This is a genomic window from Leptospira mayottensis 200901116 (assembly GCF_000306675.2).
GTDB lineage: Bacteria > Spirochaetota > Leptospiria > Leptospirales > Leptospiraceae > Leptospira > Leptospira mayottensis.
The window spans coordinates 233045-247500 of sequence record NZ_CP024872.1 but is presented as its reverse complement, the minus strand read 5'-3'; the positions used below and the strand labels follow the sequence as shown (position 1 = coordinate 247500).

16 protein-coding genes and 1 pseudogene (1 of these 17 cut by a window edge) are annotated in these 14456 nt (G+C 40.6%); 5 read left to right on the top strand and 12 right to left on the bottom strand.

Annotated features, from left to right (window positions below):
• Positions 1-91, top strand: the 3' end of a protein-coding gene (locus tag LEP1GSC190_RS18715; RefSeq protein WP_002749550.1) for a YqaA family protein. 368 nt of this gene lie to the left of the window's left edge; the window shows 91 of its 459 coding nt (coding positions 369-459); its start codon lies beyond the left edge, outside the window; it ends in the stop codon at positions 89-91.
• An 80-nt stretch (positions 92-171) separates the two neighbouring features.
• Here LEP1GSC190_RS18715 and LEP1GSC190_RS18710 read toward each other — a convergent pair whose 3' ends face one another.
• From LEP1GSC190_RS18710 to LEP1GSC190_RS18690, 5 genes are all read right to left on the bottom strand, one after another.
• Entirely contained in the window at positions 172-927 is a 756-nt protein-coding gene (locus LEP1GSC190_RS18710) for a hypothetical protein (RefSeq protein WP_002764079.1), read from the bottom strand.
• A 10-nt stretch (positions 928-937) separates the two neighbouring features.
• Positions 938-1144, bottom strand: coding sequence for a hypothetical protein (locus LEP1GSC190_RS18705; RefSeq protein WP_002725390.1), 207 nt, complete (start codon positions 1142-1144; stop codon positions 938-940).
• 54 nt (positions 1145-1198) lie between these two features.
• Positions 1199-1771 (bottom strand): hypothetical protein, encoded by a 573-nt coding sequence (locus tag LEP1GSC190_RS18700; RefSeq protein ID WP_002749223.1) that lies wholly within the window; start codon positions 1769-1771, stop codon positions 1199-1201.
• Positions 1755-2867 (bottom strand): KamA family radical SAM protein, encoded by a 1113-nt coding sequence (locus LEP1GSC190_RS18695; protein WP_002749369.1) that lies wholly within the window; start codon positions 2865-2867, stop codon positions 1755-1757. The genes LEP1GSC190_RS18700 and LEP1GSC190_RS18695 overlap by 17 nt, the downstream gene beginning before the upstream one ends.
• A gap of 144 nt (positions 2868-3011) precedes the next feature.
• On the bottom strand, positions 3012-3917 hold the full coding sequence (locus LEP1GSC190_RS18690) for a phosphate ABC transporter substrate-binding protein (protein ID WP_002764103.1): 906 nt from the start codon (positions 3915-3917) through the stop codon (positions 3012-3014).
• Positions 3918-4428: 511 nt separating this feature from the next.
• Between LEP1GSC190_RS18690 and efp the strand changes: the two genes are divergently transcribed.
• Genes efp through LEP1GSC190_RS18670 form a run of 4 tightly spaced genes read left to right on the top strand, consistent with a single transcriptional unit; the run spans position 4429 to position 7018 of the window.
• Complete coding sequence (gene efp / locus LEP1GSC190_RS18685; protein WP_002749297.1) at positions 4429-4995, top strand: elongation factor P; 567 nt, start codon at positions 4429-4431, stop codon at positions 4993-4995.
• Between the two features lie 18 nt (positions 4996-5013).
• Positions 5014-5547: a 1,2-dihydroxy-3-keto-5-methylthiopentene dioxygenase gene (locus LEP1GSC190_RS18680; RefSeq protein ID WP_002749503.1), complete on the top strand. Its 534-nt coding sequence runs from the start codon at positions 5014-5016 to the stop codon at positions 5545-5547.
• Between the two features lies 1 nt (position 5548).
• Entirely contained in the window at positions 5549-6304 is a 756-nt protein-coding gene (mtnB, locus tag LEP1GSC190_RS18675; protein ID WP_002749667.1) for a methylthioribulose 1-phosphate dehydratase, read from the top strand.
• Between the two features lie 15 nt (positions 6305-6319).
• On the top strand, positions 6320-7018 hold the full coding sequence (locus tag LEP1GSC190_RS18670; protein WP_002749313.1) for an SDR family oxidoreductase: 699 nt from the start codon (positions 6320-6322) through the stop codon (positions 7016-7018).
• Between the two features lie 113 nt (positions 7019-7131).
• Here the strand turns inward: LEP1GSC190_RS18670 and LEP1GSC190_RS18665 are convergent, their stop codons facing one another.
• From LEP1GSC190_RS18665 to LEP1GSC190_RS18635, 7 genes and pseudogenes are all read right to left on the bottom strand, one after another.
• Complete coding sequence (locus LEP1GSC190_RS18665) at positions 7132-7482, bottom strand: LB_289 family protein (protein WP_002749394.1); 351 nt, start codon at positions 7480-7482, stop codon at positions 7132-7134.
• Between the two features lie 365 nt (positions 7483-7847).
• Positions 7848-8017: pseudogene (locus LEP1GSC190_RS21265) on the bottom strand (thioesterase); the annotation flags it as partial.
• 1 nt (position 8018) lies between these two features.
• Positions 8019-8735, bottom strand: a complete 717-nt coding sequence (locus LEP1GSC190_RS18660; RefSeq protein ID WP_002749241.1) for a Yip1 family protein — start codon at positions 8733-8735, stop codon at positions 8019-8021.
• Between the two features lie 65 nt (positions 8736-8800).
• Entirely contained in the window at positions 8801-9418 is a 618-nt protein-coding gene (locus LEP1GSC190_RS18655) for a hypothetical protein (RefSeq protein ID WP_002749642.1), read from the bottom strand.
• A 425-nt stretch (positions 9419-9843) separates the two neighbouring features.
• Positions 9844-11436 carry an FMN-binding glutamate synthase family protein gene (locus LEP1GSC190_RS18650; protein ID WP_002749490.1) on the bottom strand — a complete coding sequence of 531 codons (1593 nt, stop codon included), beginning with the start codon at positions 11434-11436 and terminating at the stop codon, positions 9844-9846.
• Positions 11437-11498: 62 nt separating this feature from the next.
• Positions 11499-12293 (bottom strand): UDP-2,3-diacylglucosamine diphosphatase, encoded by a 795-nt coding sequence (locus LEP1GSC190_RS18645; protein WP_002749498.1) that lies wholly within the window; start codon positions 12291-12293, stop codon positions 11499-11501.
• A gap of 822 nt (positions 12294-13115) precedes the next feature.
• Complete coding sequence (locus tag LEP1GSC190_RS18635; protein WP_002749384.1) at positions 13116-14393, bottom strand: acetyl-CoA hydrolase/transferase family protein; 1278 nt, start codon at positions 14391-14393, stop codon at positions 13116-13118.
• Between the last annotated feature and the right edge of the window lie 63 nt (positions 14394-14456).

Genomic DNA, 14456 nt, shown 5'->3' with positions numbered 1-14456 from the left:
GAAACAGAGACTATGGTTGTTCGTGAGCATCGTATTCACTTTACGGATTGTTCGTTATATCTTACTAACATTTGTCTTGATTCGATCGTAAAAATTTGTTTTCAATCGATCCGTTTGTATGTAGGTCTCGGCGAATCTTTGATTCGGAAATGGAGACTTCATTCTTCAATCCTAATAATTTAACTTGAGAATTTTAATTTCTTTTTCTTCGAAACGGATCGTATCTTTAAGAACCTGAAACTTTTCCGCGGAAAATGGATTTTGATGGTTACGAATTTCCGTTTTCAATTTTAGAATTTCTTCATATAAATTCAAAATTTCCAGAATGTTTTCCGTCGCTTCTTTACGATAGAGTCCGCGCACCATCGCGATTAGTCTTGCAGGAATATCCGAGTGAACAACTTCAATCCAACTAATGTCTTCGATTTCGTGGAAAATCCAACTTTGAAGATAAAGAGCCACGAGTCTTTCCATTCTCATAATCTCTTCTTTGGTGTTTCTCGAAGAGATACTTTTGTAGAAACGATATCTTTTTTTCAAATGTTTTCCGGCGGCGATGGGATCTATAGCAAGACCTTTGAGTTTTGCCCATTCCCTCGTTAAGGAAGGAAAGGATTCTTTTCCGTAAAAGGGTTCGCCTAACTCGCAAATATGAACGGCGGAAGGTTCGAAAACGCGAAGTCTTGCGAAAAAAGAATCCGTATCCGCGGTGACTAACTGGACGGGAGCGATTTCTTCCAGGGGACTTAGGATGGCATTGATTTCTCTCAAAAAAGTGCTCTTTAACTGATCACTCGGATCGGCTAAAAGAAAAAAATTGAAATCAGACGAATTCCGAAAATCTCCCCTTTGCCTAGATCCGTAAAAAAGGATCTCGAAGGGTTTTAGGGAAAACACGGTTTGCAGATTTTGTTTGATCGACTCCATCTTCCCTCTCTTATTCAAAAAATAATTTCATTCTCGAAAGATTCTCAAGAATCGCGTCATAAGCCCGATCTCTTTCTTCCGAATTCCGAAACGGTAGGGATTTGATATGATTCAGATCGTTGTAGATGATCTCGATTGAATTAGAAGAGGGATTTTTCTTGATCGTGGATATATAATCCAGGTTGATGATTTCAGAATCTCCCAGTTTCAACCACATACCAGATCCTTGCAAAGGATAGGATATGGATTTGTACAGAATTGGTCAAGAAGACTAAAAAATTCTTAGTCCTTTACGAATATTTTCATGAAATTCCTTTCCAAGAGAAGTCGGATTTTCTCCGGAATCGTTTCTAACATCCGTTTCAAAGACGAAAATAAAGGACTCTTTTTGCCATTCCCAGCGAATATAACAATGTCCGTTATGAATTCCGGTTAAAACGCTGGCCCTTGAGTCGTTTGGCATGGAAAAATATTGATATTGTTTGTTTTTAAGTGAATTTAATTCCTCGGCGGTGAGGATGTGTTTGAAATCGATCTGGTTGTCTTCCGTATAAGAGGAAGCCTTGATTCTTTCGAATTTGCTCGCTGAAGTATGGATCGTAAAATCGTAGAACAATCCCCTCGCAAACAATCTACCGGATTCGTAAAGGGTGACTCCTTCGGAAGTGTCATAAACCACGTCATAGTTGAGTCTGAGGTATCTCGGAGTTTCGATTGAAGATGCCGCTTTTTTACTTTCCGGAGTTTTGCAGATGGTAAGAAATCCAAATGCCAAACATAGAACGATTTCGGGGAAAAGTTTTAAAACAATGGGACCGTCCTTGAGTTTAATAACTGATTTCATAAAGTTCGTCCTGATAATTTCGAAAGACGTAAGAACGATCCGTTTTTTCCGTCAGATAAAAAGTTGGAAGCGGGACCTTACCTCCACCTCCGGTTAAATCCACTACATATAGTGGAACCGATAAACCGGAAATTCTTCCTCGGATCTGTTTCATAATTTCGACTCCTCTTTCAATTTCGACTCGAAAATCTCCGCTTCCCAAAACCTCGTCGCACTGATGTAGATAATAAGGTTTGATTCCGATAGCGGTTAATCCATAGAAGAGTTCCTTTAACGTTTCAGCTGAATCGTTGATTCCTTTTAAAAGGACGCTTTGGTTCAGAACTATCGCATTCCCTTCTTGGATCAAAAGGGAAATTCTTTCCTGAACGAGAGGGGTGATCTCTTTTGGGTGATTGAAATGGGTGACCAAATATATCGGGAAATGTTTTTTAAGAACGGAACATAGCGAAGAATCGATTCTCATCGGAAGTGTAACTGGATATCTGGAATGAATTCTCACTTGATTGATATGCGAAATGGATTTTAATTCTCGCAGGAGATAATCCAATTTTTCATCGGAAAGATTAAGAGGATCTCCTCCGGAAAGAATCACTTCCTTGATTTCTTTATGTGATCGAAAATAAATCAGAGCCTGATCCCATTCTTCCCTGCCGGGTGTGTGTAAGGATTTACTGACCTTTCTTTTGCGGGTGCAGAATCTGCAATAAACCGCACATACATGCGATAGATACCAAAGTGCACGATCTGGATATCTGTGTGTAACTCCTTTCACAGGCATGTAGATTTCTTCCGCAAGAGGATCCTGTCTTTCAAAACCGTTTCGGATCAATTCTTCCTGATGTGGAACAATCTGGAGCCGGATCGGACAGTTCGGATCTTTTGTATCTGCGAGATTTAAATAATAGGGCGTAACGGAAAATTCGAAAAACTCGGAACAAGCTTCGAAGGAGAGAGTCTCTTTTTCAGTAAGTTCAAGATGTTCGGATAACTGCGTTTGTGTTTTGATTCTATTTTGAATCTGCCATTTCCAATGTAACCACTCCGAAGAAGTTTCTAAATCGGATAAAGATGGATAAAAAGTGGAACTGGACATGAAGAATTGACTCCGGATTTGGCTCTACTAAAATCCTCCTATCGTCGTTCGAGGAGTCAATTATATATCTTTTAGCGAATAGAAAGTCACATAGGGATTTTCCATACTTTGTTGTGGGATTAGCGAATAGTTCTTTTTGCTTGTCTATTTTTTGACTTCGACTTCTACGGTCGGAAGGGTTCCTCTTAAATACCCGCTTTTGAGAACCGTCTTCTGTCCTTCTTCACTTGTAACGTAGGTGATGAAATTATCTATCTTTTGTCCGTGATCGGAAAGATAGAACAAATAGAGTCCTCTGGAGAGTTCATACTTTCTGTTATACACGTTTTCGATGTTAGGAATCACGAAAGGACCTTTTCCAGAAAGAGAATATTCTAAAGCGCGTACTCTGCCTTTGTTTTCAAAGAGAGCGCTTCCCATTCCCATAAATCCGATCGCATTCGGGTTGGAATCAATTGCCACAGTCATTGCGTCATTGTCCGCTACGATTTTAGCGGTTTTGGAATATACCAAATTCTTTCTTGTCTCGAAGTTTTTAATCCCTAAATCTTTTTGTTTGAGAACGTGAGTTTCAAAGTAGGCCGCGGTTCCGGATTTGTCGTTTCGAATCAATACGTCTATCTTTCCGGGTTTACCCCCTATCTTGGACCAGTCCGTGATTTCTCCCGCAAAAATTTTAGACGCCTCTTCCAAGCTGATTCTGCGAATCGGATTGGATGGATGAACAATGATTGCAATTCCGTCATAGGCGACCACAAGTGATTCGAACTTACCTTTGGAATTGAATTCCTTGAGCTCCGCTTCTGTAAGAGGCCTACTGGCTGCGGCAATGTCCGTTTTGTCTTGAAATAATTTTTCGATTCCTTCGATCGATCCTCCGCCGTGAACCACCACTTGAAATTCCGATTTCTTGCGTGAATATTCCAAACCGATCATCTGAAGCATTACGTGCATCGTCTCCGAACCGGTGACCGTGATCGTTTCTTTTGGCTTACAATTTCCGGCAAGCATGCCGACGATTGTGATAAAAATCATAAACTTGAATTTCATACGCTTGTTTTTACGTTCCTATGAAAAGTTGCCCGGGATACTGTTTCCCGTATAAAAAAAGTCCATTACAATTCGGGATTGAATTATTACAAATTCATACGCCGTTGCCGTCTTACGTCCAAGATACATGAAGAGAATGAGGCACCTACTACTCGGACGCATGAAAATAGTATCAAAAATTAACGGACGGTTTTTGCAAAGATATAGAAGCGCTCACAAAATTGAGGCGAATCCAGAATTGTTGGTTTTTTTGAAGAAGATCTAACATTCTAAATTTTGAAACAAACTTATTACAGCGTTCTTTTCATGCGTCTATTGCTCACTCCTTGAATTCAATGAAACGCTCTTTACGGATTGCGTGAATGTCTCTTTATGGATCGGATCGGCATTCAGGCCGTTCGAAGAACTCAACAGAACGGGCTCCTACGGGTCGTCGTTCTGGGTGTCTTTTTCTTGACAGGGGGCCCGTTTCAAAAGAAATAGAAAGGGGCAAATTATTTTAGGAAAATCCATGATTCTTGGTATCACAGAAGTAAAAAAAGGTATGGTTCTCAAAGTAGAAGGAGATCTTTACTCGGTCGTTAAAACTGAATTTGTAAACCCGGGTAAAGGTTCGGCTTTTATCAGAACGAAGCTTAAAAGTCTTACCAAAAGCAGTTCGATTGAGCGTACTTTCAAAGCGGCGGAAAAATTAGAGAGCGTCGAATTAGAAAAACGAAATATGACCATCTGCTACACCGAAGGGGACGATATCATCTTCATGGATTCCAACGATTTCGAACAAATGCCGGTGTCTAAAGAATATGTGGAAGACATTCTTCCTTTTTTAAAAGAGGAAACTCCAATGGAGGTTACTTTCTACGAAGGAAAACCGATCGGAGTGATTCCCCCGAACTTTTCCATTCTTGAAGTGACTTACGCCGAAGAAGGTCTCAAAGGAGACACGTCCGGTACGGCTCAAAAAAGAGTTACCGTGGAGACCGGAGGAGAAATCAACGTCCCAATATTCGTAAAGCAGGGGGATATCATTAAAATAGACCTGCGGGATCTCACTTACGTGGAAAGGGTCAGTAGATAACAGGCTGCGGAGATTTTTATGGCAACTATAGTACGACAAAAAGGTTTGGCGCCGATAGAGGAAACGAGCGAAGTAAAATCCTTTCTTAAAGAAAGAGGAATTGATTACGATCACTGGAAAGTGCCGTCTAACGCAGTGAATTTGACAGATAAGGAAGTGCTTGCCGATGTCGAAAAAGAGGAACTTTTAAAAAAACTGGATGATCGTTTCGAAACTCTCAAAGAAAAGGAAGGTTACCAATCTAGAGACCTGATCGTATTACATCCGAACATTGCGGGATTAAACGACATGCTTGCTAAATTCGACCGAGTTCACTATCACACCGACGAGGAGGTGAGATATATCGTGGATGGTTCCGGCGTTTTCGGTTTTGTATTGAAAGGCGAGAAGTTTCTTGTTCATGTCGTAAAAAACGATTTTATCTCCGTTCCAAGAAACACGAATCATTGGTTTTATTTGGACGATAAAAAAAGAATCAAAGCGGTTCGTTACTTTCAGGATATGAGCGGTTGGGTGCCGAACTACGTGGAAGAGACCAATTCCTTGGACTAATATGTCCGTCAAAAAACAACTGGAAAGGCTCTCTGCATTGGGGGCTACTTACCATAAGAACGGATGGATGCCAGGAACCGCCGGTAATCTTTCCGTCCGAATCTTAGGTGAATCCGGCTTCTGGGTGAGCGGAAGTGGTCTGGATAAGAACACATTAAACAAACGTAATTTTTTATACGTCGATCTGGAATCGGGTCAACTTTCCGCTTCGAAAAATACCAAGGCGGAAAAAGGACTCAAGCCTAGCGCCGAAACTTCGATCCATAGGGCCGTTTATCGTGCGTTAGGCGATATTGGTTGTGGGTTGCACGTCCATACTCTGGAATCTAATCTGATTCGTACGAACACTTCCCAGCATCGACCGGTTGCTCTTTTGGAACTTCCCGCGATTGAAATTCTGAAAGCGTACGGAATTTGGGAAGAAAACCCTAAGGTTTATGTTCCTGTGATCTACAATTTTCCGAATGTACAGGATATTTCAGACTGCCTTGAAAGTTATCTGAAAAAATATAAATCTGTTATTCCGTTCTGCATCATCGAAAAACACGGGATTACAGTATGGGGAAAGGATACAGTTCAAGCAAATCGAAACTTGGAAGCGACTGATTTTATACTCAAATATATGATATCCTCAGGAAATTTGTCTAATCTGGAAGGAAAAAAGAATCTCCCTACTACAGAAAATAATATTTCGGAGTCTGATCGTCAGGAAGTGTATTTTGCGGAATTCCCGGTTTATCCAACTACATTTTTGTAATAGAGAGGATTGATTTTGTCTTCAGAAAAAGAAAACAATCTAATACTCGTTGCCGGAGCCGGTTCAGGAATTGGAAAGTCCGTATTAGAAAATCTGAATCTATTGGATCAATCCGCGATCGGAGTTTCGAGGACGGGGGAGGTTTGGAAACTGAGCAATGACTTCCCGTCTGGAAGAAACTTTCAGTGTAATCTTTCTAGACAATCGGAGGTCCTTGAATTTGTTACGGCCTTGAAAAAACGGACTTTTTCCTTAGCAGGAGTTTATTTTACTTTTGGAAGCGGCTTATTCAAGCCCGTAGGACAAATTGCATTAGAAGAATGGAATGCACATTTTGTTCTCAATCTGAATTCCCTTTTTTTGCTTACAAAAGAAATACTTCCTCTTCTAAAACCGGGTTCATTTTTGTGTTATCTTTCTTCGACTGCGGGATATCAGGGTTTTTCGAATTCTACGGCTTATTGTGCAAGCCGACATGCCATTGCAGGTTTTGCAAAAGCTCTCCGAGAAGAATTGAAATCGAAAGGAATTCGGGTTATCACCGTTTATCCAGGTGCGGTGTATACGGAAATTTGGAGAGGTAGAGAAGGATTCGAGCAGGAGGATATGATTCCGGTTGACGATTTCGGGAAATGGCTCGCGACACTTTCTATCTTACCGGATACTGTTTATCCGGACGAAATACATTTGCTTCCTCGTAAAGGAATCTTATAAGATTCAATTGTAAATACCTTCCCGTGTAATGTTATAAATATAAAAAAGTTGATGAGAAATTCTTTGAGAGAGTGCGGTGACAAGATCAAGATTAAGTCGGAAAAAATCGGAGTTTAGGCTCCGATTTCTTCTTCGGCTTCTTCTTCGTTCATCAATTCTTTGAGTTCGTTGTAGGCTTTTTCTTTTTCCTGAACTCCGGTCTTTTTGATCGCTTTACGAAGTACGTTTTCCCATTGTTTTATGGGAAGATTTGCCTGAATGTCTTCTAAAAGTTCCAAGATCGCGATGTCATCCCCGGTATTGAAAATTTCTGTCGCGTCGTAGCGAAAGAGTGCCGACAACTCGTCGATATAAACTCCTACACTATTTCCTTTTCCAGAGGCGAGCCTCTTTTCTTGAAGTTGAACCTTTTTTTCTGCCTTGCGGAGGTCTCTTTCTCTTCTTTCCAGTTCGGTGCGTTTCATAGAAAAACCCTCAAGTATAGCTGATAAGCCAGTTTTTTACGGGGGCCTTTCATGTATAGGAGATTCCCGGGACGTGCCCCCCAGGACCGGTCTTGAAAACGCTTGTGATTAAATTCATTTTTTCTGTACTATAATAGACGAAGCAAACGAACGGAACGTTATACCTTAAGACACGGAGAATCGGCTTCTGACTTGCCAAAACTTCGTTTACTTTGAATAAATTGAAAGAATTCCCGACGCAAATCTGACGAAAATGTCGAAAGTTTTTGAAATCTTTGCTGCTCAAGTGCTACGAAGAAAAGGTAAGGCGTATTCAGTTTTTATAACTACGCCGGAAAAAACGTAAGTGTGTTTCGGATACTCTATAAATCATATCCTCTCTGGTTGAAAACTCCGGCCGCGATTTTCCTATTCGAATTTTAATCTCGAAAGAGGGCTTTCGCTTTATAAATGGCTGTGACATCTGTCATGATAATTCCTAATCCGTCGACGCCTTACGTTCGTTATAATTGTGTTCCGGAAAAAATTCTCTTTTGTTACCTTTGTTCTTCGGCTTTCGCTTTTTCCATTGCCTGTCGGATGATTTCCGTCGCTTCCCGTTCTACTTGTATTTCTTTTTCTCTTGTAGGGGATCTTTGGGAATTCATGTTTTCGATGATTTTATAATCTTTCATGTATGAATCCATCCTTGAGTATTGAAGATACAAAAGTACGATCGTAAATAGGGAAAGTACAATCACGGTTCTTTTTACGGGAGCTTTTAGATAAGAAGTCAAAGCAAGAAAAAATAAAAACGGAACGTATATGGTAAAAGCGATTCCGATCCACATTCCCAGATAAATGTGAATCAAACCGCCGAAGCTTTGCAGAAATAGTATCGCCCAAGACACGCTTAAAACAGCGGTGCTGGCCCTGAGGTTTTGTTTCCAACCGGTATTTCCTCCGCAGATCCAAGAGAAAAACATATAAAGAAAACCTAAAATAGGAAAAATAATAAGACTCGCGAACAAATACGCCGTAGGCATTTCAAAAAATAAAAAAGCCAGGGATGGACTAGGGAATCCATTCGGAATGAGTAAAGTCATGCTGATTACTGCAGCCGCGTATAAAAAACCCATGTAAACTAAACAACGAAGATATAAGGAAATCAGGGATTCTTCGGGAGCTTTAGAAAGATCCTTAAAAAAGGAAACCGGTTTTATTAAAACTTCTCCGGTTTCTTCAATTGCGTTCATAAAAGAAAACTTGCGCATTGGAGTTTCACACAGGTTTTTTTCTAAAAACCTACGTGGCAAGAGGAAAAGAATTCGAGCGTCGTTTATATGTTTCTCCATATCCAACTTAGCAACGTCGTGTGCACAGTTATCAACCCTTGGATAATTTGAGCCACGACCAATGTCGTGACCGTCTGGTTAGAAGCGCCGACCATAACGATGTCTTCACCGCCGTCGTCTTCTCCAAAACCGAGAGAAAATGGATCCGGAGTCAACAGAGTAGGCACCGGCATTAAAATCGTTTGCGCCGGGTTCGAATCGTTTAAAAAATCGAAAGTCAGATATATTTGATCCGGTCTTTGGACCGCACCCCATTGGCTAGAGCCAAGTTGTAAAGTACCGTCGCTCGTATATCCTTTCTCGTTTGTCACCTGGAATACATAAACCCCATAGGGTCCCTCTCCGCTATCGGTAACGTTAGTAGAACTCAAAATACAGGAAACCAGCTGACCATCGGCTTGAAGTGTATAAGGGAGAGTGGGGCCGTTATTGATAGCGTACCAACCGTTGTTTCCCGAAGGAATCACTGGGGTAAAACTAATCACTTCAACTGACCAATTACTCGGTAAACCATCTAAGTTTACTGTACAGGTTAGTTTACCCACCGCTTCCACATTCGAAGAATCTTGTTTTTCTAAACTCGTGTTTTTTTCAGTTTCCATTTTATTTTCCTTAAAAATTAATTTTGAAAAATCGTAGCCAAATAAAAATAAATCCTGAATAATTCAACCACTTTGACAAACTAACCATATTTTGAATTGATTCTGTATTGAGAAATTTCGCAATTTCTAAGAGTGAGCAACGATTTACCCTCGAAAAGAAGCAGCCTAACACGTAAAAAGCGGAATATCTTTCTAGTTAATTAACGTGAATTCGGCATAACAAATGCGAAAACGATTGTAGTAGAAATTTCAAAGGAATTGGAATATTATATTTCGATTCGTAGGAAGAAACATTAAGTTCAAACGTACTCGCGAGCCATTTTAGTTATGAAGTTTGCAAGGATTCACCCAAACTTTCTTATATCGAATTCAAGTTAATTATTATAAAATTAGAATAATCTAAATTTAGATCCAAAAAATTGAGATCATTCGGAAGACTTTCCCTGCATATATTCTTCCAAGTAAGTATGATCAGTATAATCCAACATTTTCGTAAAATGAACATAATCCCTTTCATAGCCTAAAATCGTTTCAAGTGGTTTAAAAATATTCAACCCCGCGCTGATTTCAATGTCGCTTCCTCTGAATTGAAGCGGGTGTTCGTATCCGGCAGCGTGTGTAACCGAAAGAACTTCCCTTCGAAGTCCTTTGATATAGTTCGCGTTCCGTTCCGCTTTGAGTTCTATATCGAGACCGGCTTGTAACCAACGGTTTTGAGTCGCGACTCCCGTGGGGCAGTGATCTGTATGGCAACGTTGGGCTTGGATACAACCGATGGACATCATTGCTTCCCTGGCTATGTTGATGAGGTCACAACCCATCGCGAACGCTACGATAGCTCTATCAGGAAATCCTAATTTACCACTTCCGACCCAAGCCATTCTTTCGGAGAGTTTTTCTTTCTGAAAGACTTGATAAACTCTCGCAAACCCGACCTTGAAAGGAAGAGAAACGTGATCTGCAAAGGCTAACGGAGCCGCTCCTGTTCCACCTTCTCCTCCGTCGATCGTGATAAAGTCCGGACCCTTGCCGGTTTGTTTCATTCTTTCCGCGAGTTCGTTCCAAAAATGAATTTCGCCAATTGCACTTTTGATCCCGACCGGAAGTCCGCTCGCGGAGTGAAGTCTTTCGATAAAGTCGATCAGTTCGTTTACGGTTCCGAATTCGGAATGTGCGTTAGGTGAAACACAATCTCGTCCTAAGGGAACTCCCCTGATGCTCGCGATCTGTTGGGTCACTTTTTTTCCGGGAAGAATTCCTCCCTTGCCGGGTTTGGCGCCTTGGGAAAGTTTGATTTCTATCATCCTTACTTGAGGATTTTCTTGAATTTTTTGACCGAACAAATCCAGGGAGAAATTTCCTTTTTCGTCTCTTGTCCCAAAATATCCGGTTCCGATCTGCCAAACGATATCGCCACCTAACTTGTGATAGGGGCTGATTCCACCTTCCCCCGTATTTTGATAACAGTGTGCCATCATCGCTCCCTTGTTGAGAGCGGAGACCGCGTTTTTACCGAGAGATCCGTACGACATCGCGGAAATGTTCACCACGGAAGGAGGACGAAACGGTTTTTTACGATTATGAAATTCTCCGATGACCTTGAGGCAGGGAATCATGGAAGTATCGTTTTTGAGATGTTTTACTTTGGATTCGGGAAATGGAAATGCGCTGTGTTTGATGATCGGATAACCGGCTTCGTACAAAAGTTCAGTGGTTCCGAAACCGAAGTTGTTATTTTGTTTTTTTGCGGTCGCGTAAACCCAAGAACGTTCTGCTCTACTAAAAGGCATCTCCTCTTTATCATTAGCAACCCAGTACTGACGTAGTTCAGGACCGATCATTTCAAAAAGGTAACGGAGTCTTCCTACAAGAGGGAAGTTATGTTTGATCGCGTGTCTTCGCTGAAAGATGTCGTGCAGAAACGCTATGATAGTGTAAGTTCCGATCGCATAAAACGAAGAAGACCAAGGATTTTCCGAAATAAACTGCAAGATAGTAGAATAGTCGGGAATTTGCATCCAGCAATTTTGCACCTTTTGAAAACGTTCCGCAAGAAATATTTTTACTGAAGGAAGGATTCTTATTGGTGTTTGTAGATAAATTCTTTCGAGAATTCTCCACGTTTATTCATTTTGGCTCCGATAAAACGGAAGTCGTCTTGTAGTACGAAACTATTGCTCTTTACCCAGTCACCCGTATTGATAATTTTTAAATGAGGAATGCAAAGAAAATCGTGTGTATGCCCGGAAATAAGAACTCTGTCGCTTTGATGTGTGATTCTGGAAAGACGTTCGTAGTATTTAAGAATTTCTTCCGTAGTGGTGGGGTCTTGTCGGTTTAAATGTTTTTGGTAAAAGGCTTCCGAAAAACGGAACAGATTTGGAAGGAATAAGGCAATCGCATGTAGAAAACGTAATATAAAAATCGAACCTATCCAAGTGAAACGATTGTATTGTCCCTGGTGTCCGTGAACCACGATCAACGTTTCGTTTTCGATTTTTTTACAAATCTTCCAATTTTTTTCCCGAAGATATCTTTCGATTTTGGGAGGGAGGTTCATGAGATAGGAAGTTGAATCGTGATTTCCCACGATGTAGATTTTGTTTCCGTTTAACGCGGATAAGGAATCTAATCTATCGAAGAGTTTGTTGAATTTTTTCTTACTTTTTTTGAGTTTGCGTGCGGCGCTGAAAAACCAATTTTCTATGATATCTCCCACGAGATAAATATTCTTAAAACGAACGTTTTTCTTTTTTAGATAATCCAAAAACTGGAATAGTTCCTTGTGTTTGTGGGATTTTATCTTCTTATTCAGAAGGTAATGGACGTCCGAAAGAAAAATTCCTTCATAGATTTTATTTTTCTCGAATTTCATCGCAACCAGGTTTTAAAATCAAACTAAAAAGAAAAAGCTCCTTTCGTCAAACGATTCTATAATTGTAACTTATCTTAAAAATCCCCCATTTTAATTTGTGAAAATTAACGGAGCGTTCAGACAGTTTTTGGGATGATATGTAAGTTTTTATCTTATCGACTATTTCGGGAGTTTTGAGCTTTTTTATCGGATAAGTCTGAACTCTATGTTTGCGAATCTGAAATGTGAAAGTTACCTATTTCGGTATTTCATATTGGCTGACTTAATCTATTAGCCTAAGAGATGGGAGAATATGCTGGAAGAGAAAGGGACCAATTTTCGGCCAGGGATCCAAGTTCATTGGTTAAGAGGGCAAAATCTATTTTAGGAAAATTGAAATCAAATACGGATAGTTTTGAAAGTTATTGGAAGCGAGTCGGCATTTAGGCGCTTACTTTTATAGGAATGGGTAGTAAATCCTACTGATACGACTGAGTAGTAAGATCCGAGAATGTTTCAAAAGACAAGACCGGGCATTCCATTTATTGTAGGGATTTTAAAGCCTGTCTTAAAAACCTCGGAATATCGGAGCCTCCTCTACGAGAACTTAACAGTTATAAAATGCTTGAGCTCGTAAACTATCAAAGGGACGTATTCGTGGGAACGTCTATATTTTATTACGAACTCATTGAATGATTGTAACGGATTTCTTTTAAGATTTTTAAGACACGCTCTTACTACAAAAGGATAATAAAAAATCATTATAATCTAATGCTTTTTCGGATCCTCTTGTTCTATCGTAATTTCCAAATCGTTTCGTTTGCAAAGAAACGTAATATCGTATTAAAAAAATTTAAATCGATCTAAAGCTTCTTTTTCAAGTTTTTCCCTATGATTGGGATGTGCAATTTCGATCAGTGCCTTTGCTCTTTGTCTTAAATTTTTTCCGTAAAGATTTGCAATCCCGTATTCGGTAACGATGTAATGAACGTGTGCTCGGGTTGTAACGACGTCCGCTCCCGATTTTAATATGGAAACGATTCTTGACTCTCCTTTGGAAGTGATGGAAGGAAGTGCGATGATTGGTTTTCCCCTTTCGGAAAGCGAAGCTCCTCGAATAAAATCCATTTGACCGCCGACTCCGGAATACTGTTTGGTTCCGATCGAATCCGCGCAAACTTGTCCCGTTAAGTCCACTTCGATGGCGGAGTTGATCGCTGTTACTTTCGGGTTTTGACGAATTACGTGAGGATCGTTGATATAACCGATGTCGAGCATAGCAACTTCCGGATTATCGTCTATAAAATCGTACAATTTGGCGGTTCCCATTACAAAACCGGAAACTATTTTGCCGGAATGTTTTTTCTTATAAATACCGTTAATGATTCCCTTTTGAACAAGTTCCATCACGCCGTCCGAAAACATTTCAGTATGGATTCCCAAATTCTTATGAGAAGACAGACACGTTAGGACTGCATTGGGAATGGCGCCGATTCCCAATTGCAAAGTTGCTCCGTCCTCCACCAGGGAGGCTACGTTCTTACCGATCTTGAGTTCCACGTCGGAAGGTTTTTCAGAAACGTGTTCGTGTAAAGGAAGGTTTCCTTCCACAAAGGAATGGATACGATGGATATGGATGATCCCATCTCCGTGAGTCCGCGGCATGTTCTCATTTACCTGGGCGATTACGATCTTTGCGGTTTCCACCGCGGCCTTACTGATATCTACCGAAACTCCCAAAGAACAAAAGCCGTGTCGGTCGGGAGGAGAGACTTGTATGAGTGCGACGTCTAAAGGAAGAATTCCGTTTCGAAACAGAGAAGGACATTCACTTAAGAAAATTGGAATATAATCGCCTCTTCCTTCCTCGACGGCCTTACGAGTATTAGCCGCGACAAAAAGCGAGTTTGTAAAGAATTTTCCTTCCATACCTGGCTCCGCATAAGGAGCTTTTCCTTCGGTGTGAAGGTGAATGATTTCCACATTGGACAGTTCGTTTGCGCGGGCGGTCAAAGCGTCGATGAGAAGCGCGGGTGCGGCGGCAACGCTATGAACGAAAACCCTTTGATCCGATTTGACCCAAGAAAGGGCAGAATTTGCGGAAATAAATTTATCTTTCATAAGGAATTCTTTAGAGAAGAAATAGGGTATTCAATCCATTTTTCACGTTTTTCTATCTACAAG